Below are 18376 nucleotides of genomic sequence, written 5' to 3'. Positions count from 1 at the left end.
AGTAGTAACAGCGAAGCTGTTTCTACCCACAATAAGGAATAGAATTAGAAACGCAAAGAATTCTCTATCTCCGATACCCTTTCCACTATTAGAATTCGTTTCATCATATCCAGCCATTTTTTTCTAATTTCTTCCGAGCCTAAATAATCACAAGAAAATGGTTTTAACGACTTTTCCCGGCTCAGATAGCGATTGATAAGTCGGGAGTTTTAGGTTACTTCTATTTAAACAAGCTAAAATAAATGAAATATAATTAAGCTTGAGTACATAATTACTTTCTTCATTAATTTTTACAACGAGTATTAATACTCCATTAAAAATTGCAATTTCAGAATTATTCACCCCATTTTTTAACAGGCTGGGGGTATACGTGTTTGTAGTATTATTGTAATCTCGTCATTTTCTTATTACGGGTGGTAATAGATTCGCTGGTACACCCCCACTGAATTTACTAAAAAAGACTGGCAGGTGCTGAACACACCTACAATCCTTTTGGGTACCGCCAACATTTTCCTGACTTCTCCCCTATCAGACAATATTTATTTTTCAAATAAAGATTCAATGTAATATGTAAGGGTTGATGTCCACATATTTAAATAAGTCATCTTATTAAAGAAAATCATTATTCCAAGAATAATAATAATAACTCCTCCTATTTTCATTAAAATTGAGGAATATTTAGAAATAAATTTTATTTTCCCTATGAAAAAAGCCATTATTATAAATGGTATACAAAATCCTAACGAATAAGCAGTAACATTCGCAAATGTTTCAGCAGGATTTATTACACTAGCATAAACTATCGCACCAAAAATTGGCCCTATACAAGGAGTCCAACCAGCAGAAAAAACAAAACCAACTAAAAATGAACTTAAATATGTAGAAGATTTCTTTTTATAATTAAACCTTATTTCTTTAAAAAGAAATTGTGGTTTGATAATCCCTAATAAAAATAATCCTATAGCTACTAAAAAAATACCGCCAAAAGTGTTTAATAACTCTTTACTTGAAGCAAAGAGGTCTCCTATTTTACTGAAAGAAAACCCTAAAATATAATAAACAATTGAAAACCCAAGTGAAAAAAATATTGAATGAACTAAAACTTTCTTTTTAAAAGAGACATTTTTATTCTCTTTTAATTCCTTTACAGAAACCCCAGTTATATAAGAAATAAATGATGGATACAACGGTAAACAACATGGAGAAATAAAAGCCAAAAAACCTCCAGCAAAAGCTAATAATAATGTTACATTTTCCAAAATTATCACTCCTTATGGTAATGCTACCATATATTACATACATCAATGATTATTATATCTTATTTGTTGTAAAAACTTTGGAAATGAAATATATTGGAAATGAACATGAATATTAGTTTTTAGTTCTCTAAAATTAAAGCTGTAAAATGTCAAGGTACTTATAATAATATTTTTAAAGGAGAATATTATGTTTATAAAAAGAAAAAGATTAATATATCGGATAGCCATTTTATGTATATTGGCTTTTATTGTCATTTTTACTTTGTATAATAAAGATAATAAAAAAGATACTGTATATTCTCTACAAGGAAAACCTGCAATTAATTTCAAATCAAAAACCATAAACAATGAAGAAATAGAATTAAATAAATTAGCTGATAAAAAAATAATAGTGAACTTTTGGGCATCCTGGTGTCAACCATGCAGACGAGAAATGCCCGCATTTGAGGAGGCATATTCTAATAATAAGGACAAAAACTTCAATATTATTGCAGTTAATGTCGGTGATTCAGATTTTGTAGTAAATCAATTCACTAAGAAATATAACTTAAGTTTCCCGATATTAGGTGATAAGGATACTTCAATTCAAAGTTCATATAAAGTTATTAATCTTCCCACTACTTTTTTAATAAATTCGAATGGAATTATTGAAAAAGTTCACGAGGGAGAAGTTACTAGGGAAATGCTAAGTGATTGGTTATAGTATAAAAGATGAAAAACTTAACTACATGTGAACATATTTTAAGTAATCAAAAACATACTAACATTAGTAGCACAGACCAAGGCCATGGTTTGTGCTACTATTTTTTTATAGTAGAAGTGAAGAAAAGTCGAACAGCCTCTGGGACCAAGTATGAGTCCGTATTAAAAACCGACTAACTTCACGCCCTTATGTGAATCAGTTTAGTATGTTGGATCCTCGAGATCATGTATAAGAAAATGGAATCGATAAGGTAATGTGAAGACTTCTATGATTGGTCAAAAAGGAGAAAATGAAATCATGAAACATGTTGTAGCATTTGATGTCAGTATAGGAAAAAGTACGATGGTTATTTACAACCAATACCGTCAATGCGAAGTAGAAAAAGACGTTGAGCATAATCGCCCTTCTTTTGAACAGTTACACGAAACACTTCAAGCACTCACTTCTCAAGATGGACAAGCTCCTGAAGTTGTTTTTGAAGCCACTGGTGTCTATTCCAAACCATTGGAGTGCTTTTTTCAAGACTATCAATATACATATTGTCGAATTAATCCACTTGAAGCAAACTTACAAATGGCTTCGATGCGACGCCAAAAAACGGATAAAGGCGATGCACATGAGTTAGCGAAATCACATTTTCGAGTAGAACGTGAACAGACGTATAAAGAAGAAGATTACTACCAGCAGATGCGTGGGTTGACACGTTATTATGATGAGCTAGATAGTGAAATGACGCATTTATATAGCCGTTTACATGCCATTCTACAATTAAGTTTTCCAGAATTAGAACAGCTATTTACGAAACGTTCTGCTCTTTTTTTGAATATCGTGCAATTGTATTCACACCCAGATGAAGTATTAGGCCATTCGAAAACGGTCATTCGCAATCGATTAAAAGCGAATACACGAAAGAATTTGTCATTGAAACGAGCAGAAGAGAAAGGAATCGCTCTCCTTGAAGCTGCAAAAATCTCTTATCCAGCCGTTTCAAAAGATGACATACGATGTGTACAAGCAAAGGATTATGCAAGTCGAATCACTGATTTAAAAGAGAAAAAAGAACTGGTAGTGAAACAAATGATTGACTTGTCAAAAGATTGTTCCGAGTATCAAATACTACTTTCATTTCCTGGTATAGGTGAAGCAACAGCTGTTCGAATTATTGGTGAAGTAGGTGATATAAGGCGCTTTAAAAATCATAAACAATTGAATGCGTATGTAGGGATCGATATCATGAGGTATCAGTCGGGAAATACGTTTTATAAAGACAAAATCAATAAGCGTGGAAATAATAAACTACGAAAAATTCTATTCTTTATGATTCGAACCATGCTTATGAGAAAAGGCGTTCAAAATCATTTCGTCGACTATTACTACAAATTAAAAACGCAACCTCAAGGTAAGCCCCATAAGGTTGCGATCGTGGCGTGTATGAATAAGTTCTTGAAAGTCGCATTTCACCTTATTACACACGGCATATTGTACGATTATGAGTCCGCACTACCAGCTCAAAAATCGTAATCATTTAATCTTACTATAGCACACTGACCTTGCGAAAAAAAGAAAACTCGTTAGGTCTTTTTGACATGTGCAATTTTTTGTAGAGGATAGGGGTACCCCATCCTCTACAAAAAATAATCTCTTCGAACAAAGAATTTTATAAAAAAACTATTGACTGGAGGTAAGAAACAGGCAGGATAATCTGCCTCAGGAAGGTGAAGCAGCTGTTTCCTCTCTGTTCCCAAAGTTCGTTGATAAGCACATTCTTCTCATAATGCATTTTCGAAGGGGATGCAGTATGAAAGATCGGAAAAGCATTATTACCGAAGATACAATAATTGAATTTGATGAAGAAGCATTTAGAATAAACGCTGAAAATCTCCTTTGTGAATTATTTATAGAATATGTAAATGAAAAATATGGTTTTGCGCTAGTCGAAAGGAAAATATAGTTAGGTATACAAATATATCAAAAAAGGAGAATTTTCAGCTACTTGCAATTTGCAACCACCTGACGGAAAAGAATATAAAACACAAATATTTATCGAGGACGGTATTTACGAAATAACAAGGATGTAAACAAATTTTAGAAAACGCAACTTTGCGTTCTCAGGATTTTTTCATTGATAGTAGCTACAAAACTGATGGAAATATCAAGGTTATTTCTATTGACCCGAATTTTCGGGTGAGTGAATAGCTCCAATTTACAAATACTTATTCCTCTACATACGCCGCCATTCATGCTTTTTTTTTGGCCACATTTAGCCCCAAAATTAGCCCCAAATACATACATTTTAGTGCATTTTCCTGCATTATCCATAAAATAGAAAAAGCCTAGAAACCGCAATGTAACGGGTTTCTAAGGCTTTTAATACTACACTTTGCAGACTACTCAGCTTAACGAGAGTAGAACTCAACGATTAGAGATTCGTTAATTTCAGCTGGAAGTTCAGAACGCTCAGGTAAGCGAGTGAAAGTTCCTTCTAATTTGTCTGCATCGAAAGTTACGAAATCAGGAACGAAATTGTTAACTTCGATTGCTTCTTTAATGATGTCAAGGTTGCGAGATTTTTCGCGAATGCTAATTGTTTGACCAGCAGTAACGCGGTATGATGGAATATCAACGCGCTTACCATCAACAAGGATATGACCATGGTTAACAATTTGACGTGCTTGACGACGAGTACGAGCTAAGCCTAAACGATAAACAACGTTGTCAAGACGTGATTCTAAAAGAATCATGAAGTTTTCACCGTGTTTACCAGTCATTTTACCAGCTTTATCGAATAGGTTGCGGAATTGACGCTCATTTACTCCGTACATATGACGAAGCTTTTGCTTTTCTTGTAATTGCAATCCGTATTCAGATAATTTTTTGCGTTGGTTTGGACCATGTTGTCCAGGAGCGTAAGGACGCTTATCTAATTCTTTACCTGTACCGCTTAGGGAAATTCCTAGACGGCGAGATAGTTTCCAGCTTGGACCAGTATAACGAGCCATTTAAGACTCCTCCTTTAATGTTTTTATTTAGGTAAAATAAAAACAGATGTGTACAACAATTATGACCATTTTGTTTTCTTTGTACCTTCGCCCCAGCAGCAGGGAGTTACGCGATACCCAATCAATAGATAAAAGCGGAGGCTGTCTCCTTGAAAAAGCTGTTGGTGTCTGCAGAAAGCCGCACCAAAAATCTATTGAGGAACAAAATGCGTGCATAAATGAGTTCACATAGGCTGCAATATTTTACACAAAGAATATTATATTATTTTTTAATCAATAAAGTCAAGGGACTTTTTCACTTAAGATACTAGAAAAATAAGTATTTTATACTAATTTTGTCATTAGATATGATATAATTATGCAATAAAGATGACATTGCCAATAAGAGTGATGAAAGTGAACGAAACAAAAAAAGAGAAGATGATCCGCTATTTGTTAATTGTTTTTTTTATTATGCTCGTCCTATTTGGCTTTTCCTATCGGCAAGAGCAGCTACCGATTAGCGAGTCAACTCATCCACCTCAAGCTATTGTTCTGCATGCAAGTATATACGAGAAAGACAATCCTGTCATCGTTCTTTATGAGCATAAAAACGATCAGCATACTTTGGGCATCTATGAAATTAATAAAGACGATCATTATAAGTTTACTACAAAGCATGCCGTTAAACTTAGTTTTCCAATAGAACAATTATCATTAGATATAAGTACGGACGGTTTCTGGGCTAAGAGTCATGAAAAGTGGCTATATTTCAATCCAAGCTTACAAGAAGAGAAGAGAAACATAAATACACTCAATAAGAATAATCCATACATAACTCCGTTTATCTTTCGGAAAGATGAAGCGACGATTGCTTTGAACGAAAAGCAGTCCATTTCTTTAAGTAAGGAAGAAACTCCTGTTGAGCTTCATGCTTTATCAAATGACCAGCAGCTTTGGCTTATTGTCACCGAGAAGAATGTAAAAATTGCGACAATAATTCCGTAATTAATAAAAAAATGAATGATTATTCACACTTGTATGTTTTATACTGATTGTAGTGCAAACTTTATTATGCTAATGAGTGAAAACATTATATGTCCATTGTTTTTAAATCAGTAATAGTAATAGGTGATGATAGAAATGATCCTGCTCGGACAGCAAATTATTTATAGATTAAAAAGCTCTTTTTATGATATTTTCGGTACAGGGAATGATCCCCTGAATTATGATGAAATATTTAGAAAGATGCTTCTAACCATTAAAGAATTGACAAATGCACTTGAAGTGACTCTGTTTAGCTATAATGAATTTGGGCATAAAGCAACGATTGAAGCTTCTACAGAGGAACAAATACATCATTCATCTTCGTTGAAACTTACTTTGGATGAAATGAATAACAGAATAAAAACAGCACGGACGATTCGTCATAAGCTCCCCGGCTTTGAAGCATATGATGTATTACTCAATCTTCATTTACATAATCAACATCTTGGATTTATTGGAATTATGGGAAAAAATGCCTATTTAGACGAGCTTCCTGATGAGTGGATGGATATGATCAGTATGGAAACAGCTCAGTTTTTATATAAGTCGCAAAGCTTTTTAAAAATACTTTCAGAAGAAAATAAATATAAACAGCTTTTTCGTGTGACAGAGAAATTTCATTCCACTATGCATACAGATGATGTACTAGGAGAAATTATTTATACGCTTCAGGAGGTTTACCCTGCATTTACGTATTATCTTTTACTTTCACATGATAATAATCAATTAGAGGATTTGCCGATAAAGGATTTAGAGTATGATAGTGAAAATATTGCGGCTATGCAGGCATATGTCACTGGAACTTTTCAATTTGAAGATTCTTTGCAGGAGAAAAGATCCATTATGTATGCTCCATTGAAAGGAAAGCAAGGGGTATATGGTGTTTTACAAGTTATTGCCCCAAACACATTAATGTTTCCAATAAATGAAGTAGAATTTATTTCACTTCTTGCTAATACTGCAGGGAGCGCATTGGAAAACGCACAGCTTTATCAGCAATCAAAACAGTTAATTACAGATCTTAAGTTAATTAATGAAACGTCACATCGTTTGAATTCGAATTTACGATTGACCGAAACGATAACCTTTATAACTGAGAAGATTATCAACTCCTTTGATGCGGAAGTCGTCGGATTCATTTTGTTTACAGATGGGGAAACAAAAGTATTAAATGGCAGCACTGAATTTTTTCATAAAAAGGACGCTACTATCTATATAGAGCATATTAAAGATAGATTAGAGGCTGAAGATGATGCTCTTTTCATTGGTGACTTAAATCAATCAATGAGCTTAGATGGCATCGAGTATAGGTCCATTATGGCTGTCCCAATGACCCAATCTGGCATTCAGAAAGGGTTTGCACTAGTTATGCATCATATGCCATACCATTTTTCTTTTGAAGCATTTAAATTACTCCAATCACTTGTGCATCATTCCACACTTGCATTTACGAATGCAATGCTAAGAGAAGAACTTGAAAAAATGGTTGTAACCGATCATTTAACAAAGTTATTTTCACGCAGTTATCTTGATGAAAAAATCCATCAATCGATGAATGAAGATCATGAAGGAACCTTTATTATGGTTGATATTGATAATTTTAAATCGATAAATGACACATTTGGTCATCAGGTTGGAGACGATGTCATTATTCAAGTGGCAGATTTGATAAATGCTAATATTAGGGGTACAGATATCGGTGCAAGATGGGGCGGAGAAGAGCTTGCGATTTATTTGCCAGGTGTATCGCTTTCCGCAGGAGTTGTCATTGCAGAACGACTCGTTAAAAAAGTATACACTAATACAGAACCACAAGTAACAGTGTCATGCGGTGTTTCACATTGGAACCGTGGACAAAAAGAATCTTATGCTACATTATTTAAACGTGCAGATAAAGCCCTCTATGTGGCTAAACACACGGGAAAAAATAAGGTTGTCATACAAGAAAACGAGATTATTAATAACGAAGGACTAAGTCGCTAATATTTGTGATTGGTCCTTTTTGTTTTTCAGATCATAAAGTACTTTCAAAAAAGCGCGCTTTAATTTATGCTAAAAGAGAGGTCTTTTTTTAGCTAGATAAGAAATTCAAATAATAATACTGCTTAGAACATCGCATAAGAAAAGCTAGGGCACTCTCCGTAAAGACTTGGTGAACGTCGAGTTTTTATCAAAACATAATGAAAGCGTTTGCAATGATAAAGGGGAGATTAATTATGGCAGAAAAAGAATCTACTAGGTTTGAAACAAAAATTATCCATGAGGGATATGATCCAGAACAATATCAGGGTAGTCTTACACCACCTATTTTTCAGACATCGACTTTTACCTTCGAAACCGCCCAACAGGGGGAAAGGCGGTTTGCTGGTAAGGAGGATGGATTTATTTATACGCGGTTAGGCAATCCGACAGTAAAAATGTTGGAAGATAGGATGGCTGCCCTTGAAAAAGGAGAAGCAGCTCTTGCTTTCAGTTCAGGAATGGCTGCAGTTTCTGCTATTCTTTTAGCTTTAACGAAAACAGGGGATCATGTTTTATGCTCTCAAGGGATTTATGGTTGCACGTTTGGTTTATTGGAAATGATGGAAGAAAAGTATCAAGTACATCATGATTTTTCGACGATGGCAACGAAAGAGCAGCTGTTAAATGAAATTCGTCCTGAAACAACTTGTATTTATATTGAAACACCAATCAATCCGACAATGAAGCTTGTTGACTTGCAAATGGTTGCCGAAGTAGGAAAAGAAAAAGGGATACCGGTTGTTGTGGATAATACTTTTAGCTCGCCTTATTTACAAAACCCACTTTCACTTGGCTGCGATGTCGTCATTCATAGTGCAACAAAGTATATTTGTGGCCATGGAGATGTAATTGCGGGAATTGCGATCGGCAGTCATGAATTTATGAGGGAAGTCGCTATGACGACACAAAAGGATATTGGAGGCATCATCTCGCCGTTTGATGCATGGTTACTATTACGCGGCCTAAAAACACTAGCAGTCAGGATGGATCGTCATTGTGATAATGCTGAAAAGCTAGCAGATTTCTTATTAAATCATCCGAAAGTTGAGCATGTTTACTTTCCAGGAGATAAGCGGAACCCAGATTATGAAATCGCCAATAAGCAAATGAGAAAACCAGGTGGACTTATTTCTTTTTCAATTACAGGGGATAAAGAAACAGCCCAAAAGTTAATGAATGAGCTTAAACTCATAAAAATTGCCGTTAGTCTAGGCGATGCTGAGACACTCATTCAACATCCAGCAACAATGACTCATGCAGTAGTGCCAAAGGTATCACGCGAAAAAATGGGGATAGAAGATACACTGCTTCGACTATCAGTTGGGCTAGAATCATGGGAAGATCTCCGTGATGATTTAGCACAGGCATTGGAAAACGTTTAATATCATTTTTAATCATAGGGACTGTTAGTTTAGTCTATAGACTACTAGACAGTCCCATTTACTTTTATATGAATACTGTTTTCGTAAAGTTTGTCTTTTTTTAGTGCAATTTTTATTTAGTTAACAGAGTTGATTGGAGCGGAGGGTACTTGACTCCTGCGGGAATGGAGGAAGCGTGAGACCCCACAGGCGCTAGCGCCGAGGAGGCTCACGTCCCTCCCCGCGATCGCTGCGTGCCCGCAGCGGAAATCAACGGGCAAAATTAGAAGGCAAAACATCAATATATGCGAAGAAGATCCTTTATGAAAGAGAAGAAATGAGTATGTTGGCAAAATCCTCTAATTCCTTTTCATCCAATTGATCAAAGCGATTTTTTTCTGGTGAATCAATATCTAATACACCAATAAGGCTGCCGTCCTTTATTAGTGGAATGACAATTTCAGATTGTGAAGCTGCGTCACAAGCAATATGACCTGGAAACTTATGGACATCTTCTACACGAATCGTTTTCATTTGCCTTGCTGCTGTACCACATACTCCTCTTCCAAGTGGAATTCTCACACAGGCAGGTAGGCCTTGAAATGGGCCCAGTACAAGTTCGTCATCCTCAAGTAAATAAAAGCCGACCCAATTAATTCGATCAAGAAACTGATTTAATAGTGCAGAAGCATTGCTTAAATTTGCAATGCGGTTTGGCTCGCCATCTAGCAATGCGGCTAGCTGCTTCTTAACTAAAAGATAATTTTCTTCGCGGGCTCCGCGGTAAGATTCGACATGGAACACAATCATTCACCTTGCTTTCTTTAGCAATTATTTTCCTTTTTGCAAAATTAGAAGAAACAACCGAAATTTTGTCGAGATGTTTATAAAGGATATGGTGATTTTAACAAGAATGTTTATGTATAACAAGGAATTCGTGTAAATTATCGTCGACAAGGCGCTTCCGCTTTTCTAAGCTAGAAGGCTAAGAAAGTATAAAGTTTTTGAAGATAGAGAACTGTCTAGCTCCAGTGCCTAGCGCCTATCGAACTTCCTTTCCCCTCCCTACGATAAGTCAACATCGACTCGTTTCACTCGTCGTGTTTCCTTTATCTCGTCGGGGTGAGTCCAGTTCGTACGTCGCTAAACAAGGCGCTTCCGCTTTTCTAATAAGGGGTGAAGAAAATTGAGAAAAAATTCGAAAGAGAAAATCGTTTCAGCTGCAATTATGTTGTTTAATGCAAAAGGGTTCAGCGGTACTTCCATACGGGACATCGGAGAAAAAGCTAAGGTGAACTCCTCTAACATCTCCTATTATTTTGAAAGTAAGCATGGATTGCTTGAGTATTGCCTTACTGATTTTTTTGAAGGTTATATAAAAGAGGTAGAAAGGGGATTTTCTCTTCTAGAGCAAGGTGCTGCCTTTTGCCTAAAGAATATTGCGAAAAATATTATGAACTATCAATATAAAAACATTCATTTGACTAGATTAATTTTGAGAGAAGTTTCGATTGATTCACAAGTTATTCGGGAAATAATGACTACTTATTTAATGAAAGAAAGGTATTATTTTAATAAAGTGTTTGAAAGAGGGATGATGGCGAAGGAATTTCGTCCATTTACATCTGAGTATATCATTCTTCAGCTAAAAGGTCTTTTGAGCATGCCCTTTTTAAATACGCAATATATGACTGAAGTTCTTCATGTCCTTCCAAATGAAAAATATTTTGCTGATAAATATATCGAAGAACTATATTACTGGATCGAAGGAGTCCTTTGCGACCATAAAAGTGAAAATGCGTTGTTAGCTGTAAATTAGAAAAACTTGACATTCGCTAAAGAGCGTTTTGCAAATGGCTTAGCTTTTCTTATGCGATAATATTAGCGCTAATATTATTTACATTTTCCTACTAGCTTAAAATAGAAATCGGCTCATTCGCACGATTTCTTCATTCACCTATTTTAAATAAGCATTTGCTCTCTGTTTTGACCGAGGTCTTTAATTCGGTGTGCATCTGAACCATAAATTAGCGGTATGCCCATTTCTAAGGCTTCTTTCACGACCCAATTCGGCGGGTAGGATTCCCTGCAAAGCGGTTTTTGAAAGCCGGCACTATTGTAATCAAGTTCATAGCCTTGTAATTGAATAGCAGACAAAATAGTTAATATGTCCTCTTTATTTTCATTGGCAATTGGAAATTTTTTTTTGAATTTTTTCACTAAAGTCATATGCCCAATTCGTTTCGGTTTATATGCACCTAAATCTTCTTGAACTGAGCGTAGGACGGTTTGGTAATAGACTCGATAAAGATGTTCGATAGATCCATATTTCATCACCATATTAGCGAAGTTTTCAGGGCTGTAGTCCAAACAATCATATTCATCACCATTTTTCAAAAAATGTACGGATAAAATGGCATCATCTAAAAACGGACCATATTGATTGAGAAAGTATGTTGTCTCTCGCTCATAGCCTTCGATATAATCAATTTCCAATCCAGTGTTTATTATGATGTCATGACGATAAATTGCTTTTACCCTTTCAATTTCCTCCATGTATATGTCTAAATCCTCCAGCTTCATCGCACTGTCTTTTTTTGGAGTAGGATCGATGAATCCCTTTGGCAATGGAGCATGCTCTGTAAAGGTTATTTCTTCATAACCTAATAAAATGGCCTTTTCCACATATCCCGTTAACGCATCCATTGTGCCATGTGGACAAAATGGGGTATGAATATGTCCGTCTTTTTTCATTTGAAACATCTCCTTCCTTTTAAAATTATAAGAAAAGATGGAAAAATATGAAAACAATTATAAAATTGATACTTTTTCACAATAATTTAGATAAAAAAGTGAAATAAATAGTCAAAAATTGTCGTTTACATGGTATCATAAAAACATTGAACTTAACATGAATTTAATTTTTGTAAATCCATATATTGGCTCGAGGAACAGAACAGGGGGCTTTAATAAAAATGAAATTTGTTATTGGCGGTCTCGTCATTTTGATAGGGTTATTTTTAACAGGCTATTTTTTAAAGAAAAAGTATTATCGAGAAGTTGACAGGTTAGAAACATGGAAGATGGATATTACGAATCGCCCTGTTCTTGACGAAATGTCGAAAGTAAAACAATTAAATATGACAGGACAAACCGAACAATTATTTGAGCGTTGGAGAAATGACTGGGATGAAATTGTAGCAGTACGCTTACCGAATGTCGAGGAATATTTATTTGATGCAGAGGAATACATAGATAAATATCGTTTCAAGAAAGCAAAGGGTGTTCAGCAGGAAATAGAAAAGTATTTATCTGAGATTGAAGATAATATTAAAGTAATGTTAGAGGAATTGAATGAGCTTGTCGGAAGTGAAGAGAAAAATAGAAAAGAAATTGAAGAGCTAAAGGATGTGTATCGCGAAAGTAAGAAAACATTATTGGCTCATCATCATACATACGGAGCTTCTGCAGCACAACTTGAACAGCAACTAGATGAAACATTTTCAAAGTTTGACGATTTTGATGAAAGTACAGGAAATGGCAATTATTTAGAAGCTAGAGAAGTGGTCTTTACGATTCAATCGAGATTAGAGGAAATCCAATCAAAGATGGAAGCGATCCCGACTTTACTCGTTGAATGCCATTCTAAAATCCCTGCCCAAATTAAGGAATTAAAAGAGGGATATAAAGAAATGGTCGAGCAAGGGTTTATTCTTGATCACGTCCAGCTGGAAAAGGAAACAGCAAAGATTGAAAAGGAGATTTCTGCATTTATAAAGAAAATTGATCAGGCAGAGATTAGTGATGTTAAATCCGGGATTGATGAGATACATGAAAGCATTGATGTATTATATGACTTACTTGAAAATGAAGTTCATTCGAAGCATTTTGTCACAAATCATGATGAAGCAACGAAAAATCTGTTATTTTCTAATAGAGAAGTAAATAATCAGCTAAGAAACGAATTAGAGCTTGTTCGAGAAAGCTACCATCTATCTGAGCAAGATATCAATATACAAGCTCAGCTTGATAAGAAGTTGACTCAATTAAGTAAGCAATTTGAAGTACTCGACCATAAGATTGCTGATAAAGCAACAGCTCATTCACTTCTAAAGGAAGAGCTAGAGTCAATTAAACAACAATTAGAAGAAATTGTTGAGGCACATAAAGCTTTTTCAGAGAAGCTACAAGCTTTAAGAAAAGATGAAATTGCTGCTCGTGAACGGATTACAGAACTAAAGAAGAATATCGCAGACACAATTAGGCTAGTTTCAAAAAGCAATGTTCCTGGGCTCCCTCAAGATTACCTCTATATAATGGAGGATGCGAAAGAAAGTATTGATAATGTGCTCATTAAGCTTGGTGAGAAACCATTGAATATTCAAACTGTGCAGCAATATTTAGAAGTAGCTGAGCTTACAGTGGACAAAGTTGTGAATAATGCGAAGGAAATGATTGAGACGATTATGCTCGTTGAGAAAGTAATTCAATATGGCAATCGTTATCGCAGCAGATATCCTTCTGTTGAAGTTGGTTTATTAGAAGCTGAAGCATCATTCCGGGGGTTTGACTATAAAGCAGCATTAGAGCATGCCGCAACATCAATTGAGGAAATTGAACCGGGTGCTATGAAGAAAATAGAAAATTTAATAAATCAATCAGAGGAGTAAGCCATTCATGTGGCTCTCCTTTTTTGTTATTAGGAAATTAAAGATTCGCTACCTGTGAATGATTTGTTAAATTGGTGCTGTTAAAGGAAAATGTTGATTTTTGCACCTGTTGATTGGAGCGGAAATCAACAGCTTTGTTTAACAGAACCTTTAAATTAAAAAAGAGGTCGGCTTATTGCTTATTGCCGACCTCAGTAAAATCACTTTTAAAGCAAAATTTAGTTTGTTGTTACAATTCTCTTAGTAGCTCCAAAGAGGATAGCCAATACATATCCAATTAATGCTCCAATAATGGCAGGTATAAGCCAACCAATTCCATTGTCAAATAGTGGTAAAACATGTAGTGCTTCTGTAATACCAGGAATTTTCAATCCGGCAGCATTTAAGCCATCCACAATTCCAATTAATCCTGTTGGAATCATGGAAAATATATATACGGAAGTATAGCCTCTAAAAAGGTTATGAGCAAATGATAAGAAAATTAACATAATAGCAATTGGGTAAATAAAGACTAAAACTGGTACTGAGAAACTAATAAGCTGTGATAAACCAACATTTGCTATAACGGCGCTAAACACTGAGAAAATAACAGCAAATTTCTTATATGAAATACTAGGGATTAATTTAGAAAAATATTGGGCACAAGATGAGATCAAACCGATAGCAGTTGTTAAACAAGCAAATAAAATAGCCAATGCCAAAATAATTGCACCGAATTCACCAAATAGATGGTGTGCAGCTGCTGCAAGAATAGCTGCTCCATTTTCTTGTGCGCCAATCGTATCGGTACTTGTAGCACCTATCCATGCAAGTGAAACATAAACGAGAGCAAGGGCAGCGGCTGCAATCACACCTGCACTTATGCAAAGTTTTGTAACTGTATTTTTATCGGTTACACCAAATTCTCGAATCGACGCAACAACAATACTTCCAAATACGAGTGAAGCAATGGCATCCATCGTTAAATAACCTTCAAGAAATCCTTTGAAAAAAGGTCCGTTCGCATAAGCTTCATTAGGGGTGCTAAAGTTACCTAAAGGTGTAATAAAGCTTTTAATGGCGAAAATAGCTAAAACGATTAAAAGAGCAGGAGTTAATATCTTTCCAATTCTGTCTACTAATTTAGAAGGATTTAATGATAGCCATAATGTAAGAACAAAATAAAGAATGGTAAAGATTAATAAGGCTAATCCCAATTTTGCTGATCCATCAGGTAAAAAAGGAACAACTCCAATTTCAAAAGAAACTGTTCCTGTACGAGGTATGGCAAAAAGTGGACCAATGACTAAATATAAGACGACAGTAAATACGACTGCAAAAATAGGATGAACTCTACTAGCCAATATTTGGAGATCGCCAACTCTTGAAATAGCGATAACCCCTAATAACGGAAGCCCAACTCCTGTAACTAAAAAGCCGATAACAGCTGGCCATATATTACTGCCCGCTTGTTGAGCAAGAAATGGTGGGAAAATCATATTCCCTGCTCCAAAAAAGAGGGCGAACAGCATTAGTCCGACGGGAATGATTTGTTTTGAAGTAAATTTAGCGTTCATGTTTTCTCCTTTCATGTTACATTTTTAACACTTTAAATCAATATACCTAGACGGAATGTTTTGAAAATTTAATATAAAATATTAAGAACACTAACATAGTATCATATGAATAAGTATAATTGTGAAATAATATTAAAGTCAGAATTTTAAGTATGTTAAGATAATTATCTTATATACTTGAATTTAAATAATTTAAATTTAATTCTTTATTTTCGTTGAAGACTTCGTTTTGTTTATATCTATAGTGAGATTTAATATAATAACTATAGGCTTAATTTTTTATTATATTATGATAATGATTGAAACAGCCATTTTAAAAGACAATAAAATATGGTATGATTTAAAGTTGCTAATAGGTTTTCGGATGTGGAAGGATGGTACGATGATTTATTTTGATAATAGTTCAACGACAAAGCCATTTCAGGAAGTGTTAGATTCATTTACGAAAGTATCGGTTGAATATTTTGGTAATCCTTCTTCACTTCATCGAATGGGAGGTCAATCAGAGAAACTTCTTTTACAAGCTAGAGATCAAATAGCTCAGCTTCTAAATGTACAAACAAATGAGATCTTTTTTACATCAGGGGGCACAGAAAGTAATAACTTAGCAATTAAAGGTGCAGCTCTTAAATATAAAAATAGAGGTAACCATCTTATTACGACTGAAATCGAACATCCTTCTGTAAAAGAAGCTTTTTCTCAGTTAAAAGAGTCCGGTTTTCGTGTAACTTATCTTCCTGTTGATAGCAATGGAGTCGTTAAAATGGAAGAAATGCAAAAAGCGATTACAGATGAGACAATTCTCGTTTCAGTTATGCACGTTAATAATGAAATTGGATCTATACAGCCTATAAAAGAAATAGGTCAACTTTTAAAGAAATACTCAAAAATCCTTTTTCATGTCGATCATATCCAAGGAATTGGCAAAGTCCCTCTTTCGATCAATGATTGCCATGTTGACCTTCTCTCAATATCTGGCCATAAGTTTCATGGACTAAAAGGGACAGGTGTGCTATTTATTCGCAATGGGGTTGGGATATCACCCTTGCTTTCAGGTGGGGGACAAGAAGGAAAGAAAAGAAGTGGAACGGAAAATGTAGCAGGAATCGTCGCGATGGCAAAGGCTTTGCGGATAACTCTTATTAAACAAGTAAAACATAAAGAGACGATGACAGCTATTAAGCATTATTTAAGAGAACAGTTGGAGAAAATAGAGGGAATTACAATTCATACACCGATTCATGAATCGGCCCCCCATATCCTAAATTTCTCTATTAAAGGGTTTAAAGCTGAAGTATTTGTTCATGCTCTTGAAGAGCATGGTATTTATGTATCAACGACGAGTGCCTGTTCATCTAAAAAACAACAAGCAAGTAATACTTTATTAGCGATGGGTATTCCTGATGAAGAAGCGATGAGCGCAATAAGGATTAGTCTTTCTTATGAAAATACAATTGATGAGGCTAAGCAATTTATTGGGGTTGTTCACAATACGATAATAAAGCTTAGAAAGGTTATGAAATAATATGAATTATGATCGCATTCTTATCCGATACGGTGAACTTTCAACAAAAGGGAAAAACCGCAAAGGATTTATTGATAAGCTTAGAAGAAATATAAAAATGGTTCTTCGGGATTTTCCGAATATAAAAATAGAGTTAAAACGTGAAAGAATGTATGTTCTTTTAAATGGCGAAGATGGTGCTAAAATCATTGAACTGTTAAAAGGTGTCTTTGGGATTCAAACATTTAGCCCTGCGATCAAAACAGTTAAAGAAATGGATGTAATCAAAAAGGACGCGTTAGAACTTTTTCACAATGAGTATAAAGAAGGAAACACCTTCAAAATTACAACAAAAAGAGCAGATAAAAATTTCCCACTCGATACAAATGAAATAAATCATGCACTTGGAGGACATTTATTAATCAATGTCCCAGGCTTAAAAGTAAATGTAAAAAAGCCGGATATTAATGTTTTAGTTGAAATTCGCGAGGATGCAGCTTATTTATCTTGTCAAATTATCAAAGGCGCAGGCGGGCTTCCAGTAGGAACAAGTGGGAAGGCAATGCTCATGCTTTCAGGAGGAATAGATAGTCCAGTTGCCGGTTTTTTAGCTATGAAAAGAGGTCTTGGCGTTGAGGCTGTTCATTTTTACAGTCCACCCTTTACAAGTGAACGTTCGAAGCAAAAGGTCATTGATTTGTCCGAAAAACTTGCAACTATTAGTGGTGTAATAAAGCTGCACATCGTTCCTTTTACAGAAATTCAACAACTGATCGGGAAGCAAATACCCGCAAATTATTCAATGACGACAACAAGAAGAATCATGCTCCGAATTACAGATGAAATCAGAAAACGAAATGATGGATTAGCTATTGTAACAGGAGACAGCCTTGGACAAGTAGCGAGTCAAACACTTGAAAGTATGTATGCGATTAATGATGTGACAAATACACCAATCATAAGACCGTTAATTACGATGGATAAAACAGAAATTATTGAAATCTCGATGAAAATAGATACTTTTGATATTTCAAAACGACCATATGAGGATTGCTGTACTGTATTTGTTCCTTCATCACCAAAAACAAAACCAAAAAAAGAGAAAGTTCTACATTATGAAAGTTATATTGATTTCGAACCTCTCATAGGTAAAGCGGTCGAAAATATAGAAACGATCCAGATTAAACCAAATGCTTCGAAGACTGAAGAATTTGGAGATTTATTTTAAACAAGCTACCTTCATATTTCTATGAATTACCAGTAATTAATTGAATAT

15 protein-coding genes are annotated in these 18376 nt (G+C 35.0%); 10 read left to right on the top strand and 5 right to left on the bottom strand.

From position 1 onward, the window contains the following. Positions 1 to 539: 539 nt before the first annotated feature. Positions 540 to 1259: a cytochrome c biogenesis CcdA family protein gene (locus KDN24_RS19775; protein WP_409973007.1), complete on the bottom strand. Its 720-nt coding sequence runs from the start codon at positions 1257 to 1259 to the stop codon at positions 540 to 542. A 187-nt stretch (positions 1260 to 1446) separates the two neighbouring features. Here KDN24_RS19775 and KDN24_RS19770 point away from each other — a divergent pair, with 187 nt between their 5' ends. From KDN24_RS19770 to KDN24_RS19760, 3 genes are all read left to right on the top strand, one after another. Then, positions 1447 to 1962: a thiol-disulfide oxidoreductase ResA gene (locus KDN24_RS19770; protein ID WP_409973006.1), complete on the top strand. Its 516-nt coding sequence runs from the start codon at positions 1447 to 1449 to the stop codon at positions 1960 to 1962. 297 nt (positions 1963 to 2259) lie between these two features. After that, positions 2260 to 3483 (top strand): IS110 family RNA-guided transposase, encoded by a 1224-nt coding sequence (locus tag KDN24_RS19765; RefSeq protein ID WP_409973005.1) that lies wholly within the window; start codon positions 2260 to 2262, stop codon positions 3481 to 3483. Between the two features lie 277 nt (positions 3484 to 3760). After that, a complete protein-coding gene (locus KDN24_RS19760; protein WP_409973004.1) occupies positions 3761 to 3913 on the top strand; it encodes a hypothetical protein in 153 nt (50 codons plus the stop codon). Positions 3914 to 4358: 445 nt separating this feature from the next. On the opposite strand, the gene rpsD is transcribed toward KDN24_RS19760, so the two are convergent. After that, positions 4359 to 4961 (bottom strand): 30S ribosomal protein S4, encoded by a 603-nt coding sequence (gene rpsD, locus KDN24_RS19755; protein ID WP_409973003.1) that lies wholly within the window; start codon positions 4959 to 4961, stop codon positions 4359 to 4361. 396 nt (positions 4962 to 5357) lie between these two features. On the opposite strand from rpsD, the gene KDN24_RS19750 reads away from it, so the two are divergent. The 3 genes from KDN24_RS19750 to megL all read left to right on the top strand — a co-directional run bounded on the left by KDN24_RS19750 (position 5358) and on the right by megL (position 9391). After that, positions 5358 to 5948, top strand: coding sequence for a hypothetical protein (locus tag KDN24_RS19750; protein WP_409973002.1), 591 nt, complete (start codon positions 5358 to 5360; stop codon positions 5946 to 5948). 135 nt (positions 5949 to 6083) lie between these two features. Continuing rightward, positions 6084 to 7970, top strand: coding sequence for a sensor domain-containing diguanylate cyclase (locus tag KDN24_RS19745; protein WP_409973001.1), 1887 nt, complete (start codon positions 6084 to 6086; stop codon positions 7968 to 7970). A 233-nt stretch (positions 7971 to 8203) separates the two neighbouring features. Further along, a complete protein-coding gene (gene megL / locus KDN24_RS19740) occupies positions 8204 to 9391 on the top strand; it encodes a methionine gamma-lyase (RefSeq protein ID WP_491348126.1) in 1188 nt (395 codons plus the stop codon). 300 nt (positions 9392 to 9691) lie between these two features. On the opposite strand, the gene msrC is transcribed toward megL, so the two are convergent. Continuing rightward, positions 9692 to 10174 carry a free L-methionine (R)-S-oxide reductase MsrC gene (gene msrC, locus KDN24_RS19735; RefSeq protein ID WP_409973000.1) on the bottom strand — a complete coding sequence of 161 codons (483 nt, stop codon included), beginning with the start codon at positions 10172 to 10174 and terminating at the stop codon, positions 9692 to 9694. A gap of 382 nt (positions 10175 to 10556) precedes the next feature. Here msrC and refZ point away from each other — a divergent pair, with 382 nt between their 5' ends. Beyond that, positions 10557 to 11189 carry a forespore capture DNA-binding protein RefZ gene (refZ, locus tag KDN24_RS19730; protein WP_409972999.1) on the top strand — a complete coding sequence of 211 codons (633 nt, stop codon included), beginning with the start codon at positions 10557 to 10559 and terminating at the stop codon, positions 11187 to 11189. A 143-nt stretch (positions 11190 to 11332) separates the two neighbouring features. Here the strand turns inward: refZ and hisJ are convergent, their stop codons facing one another. Next, positions 11333 to 12124: a histidinol-phosphatase HisJ gene (hisJ, locus tag KDN24_RS19725; RefSeq protein WP_409972998.1), complete on the bottom strand. Its 792-nt coding sequence runs from the start codon at positions 12122 to 12124 to the stop codon at positions 11333 to 11335. 221 nt (positions 12125 to 12345) lie between these two features. Here hisJ and ezrA point away from each other — a divergent pair, with 221 nt between their 5' ends. Further along, the gene (ezrA, locus tag KDN24_RS19720; protein WP_409972997.1) at positions 12346 to 14040 is read left to right on the top strand and encodes a septation ring formation regulator EzrA; all 1695 of its coding nucleotides are present in this window, start codon (positions 12346 to 12348) and stop codon (positions 14038 to 14040) included. A gap of 218 nt (positions 14041 to 14258) precedes the next feature. Here ezrA and brnQ read toward each other — a convergent pair whose 3' ends face one another. After that, complete coding sequence (gene brnQ, locus KDN24_RS19715) at positions 14259 to 15596, bottom strand: branched-chain amino acid transport system II carrier protein (RefSeq protein ID WP_409972996.1); 1338 nt, start codon at positions 15594 to 15596, stop codon at positions 14259 to 14261. Between the two features lie 382 nt (positions 15597 to 15978). On the opposite strand from brnQ, the gene KDN24_RS19710 reads away from it, so the two are divergent. Together KDN24_RS19710 and thiI are read left to right on the top strand one after the other, a co-directional pair. Then, positions 15979 to 17121: a cysteine desulfurase family protein gene (locus KDN24_RS19710; protein ID WP_409972995.1), complete on the top strand. Its 1143-nt coding sequence runs from the start codon at positions 15979 to 15981 to the stop codon at positions 17119 to 17121. 1 nt (position 17122) lies between these two features. Further along, positions 17123 to 18328, top strand: coding sequence for a tRNA uracil 4-sulfurtransferase ThiI (gene thiI / locus KDN24_RS19705; protein WP_409972994.1), 1206 nt, complete (start codon positions 17123 to 17125; stop codon positions 18326 to 18328). Positions 18329 to 18376 lie beyond the last annotated feature (48 nt).

This window comes from Cytobacillus sp. Bva_UNVM-123 (assembly GCF_046351715.2).
GTDB lineage: Bacteria > Bacillota > Bacilli > Bacillales > Cytobacillaceae > Cytobacillus.
The sequence above is the reverse complement of the archived record's forward strand: the minus strand, read 5'-3'. Positions and strand labels throughout refer to the sequence as shown.

What these genes read in the sequence shown, in the direction of transcription:
- KDN24_RS19770 (WP_409973006.1), top strand. Translation starts at nt 1,447, where the DNA reads ATGTTTATAAAAAGAAAAAGATTAATATATCGGATAGCCATTTTATGT.
- KDN24_RS19765 (WP_409973005.1), top strand. Translation starts at nt 2,260, where the DNA reads ATGAAACATGTTGTAGCATTTGATGTCAGTATAGGAAAAAGTACGATG.
- KDN24_RS19760 (WP_409973004.1), top strand. Translation starts at nt 3,761, where the DNA reads ATGAAAGATCGGAAAAGCATTATTACCGAAGATACAATAATTGAATTT.
- rpsD (WP_409973003.1), bottom strand. Translation starts at nt 4,961, where the DNA reads ATGGCTCGTTATACTGGTCCAAGCTGGAAACTATCTCGCCGTCTAGGA.
- KDN24_RS19745 (WP_409973001.1), top strand. Translation starts at nt 6,084, where the DNA reads ATGATCCTGCTCGGACAGCAAATTATTTATAGATTAAAAAGCTCTTTT.
- megL (WP_491348126.1), top strand. Translation starts at nt 8,204, where the DNA reads ATGGCAGAAAAAGAATCTACTAGGTTTGAAACAAAAATTATCCATGAG.
- hisJ (WP_409972998.1), bottom strand. Translation starts at nt 12,124, where the DNA reads ATGAAAAAAGACGGACATATTCATACCCCATTTTGTCCACATGGCACA.
- ezrA (WP_409972997.1), top strand. Translation starts at nt 12,346, where the DNA reads ATGAAATTTGTTATTGGCGGTCTCGTCATTTTGATAGGGTTATTTTTA.
- brnQ (WP_409972996.1), bottom strand. Translation starts at nt 15,596, where the DNA reads ATGAACGCTAAATTTACTTCAAAACAAATCATTCCCGTCGGACTAATG.
- KDN24_RS19710 (WP_409972995.1), top strand. Translation starts at nt 15,979, where the DNA reads ATGATTTATTTTGATAATAGTTCAACGACAAAGCCATTTCAGGAAGTG.
- thiI (WP_409972994.1), top strand. Translation starts at nt 17,123, where the DNA reads ATGAATTATGATCGCATTCTTATCCGATACGGTGAACTTTCAACAAAA.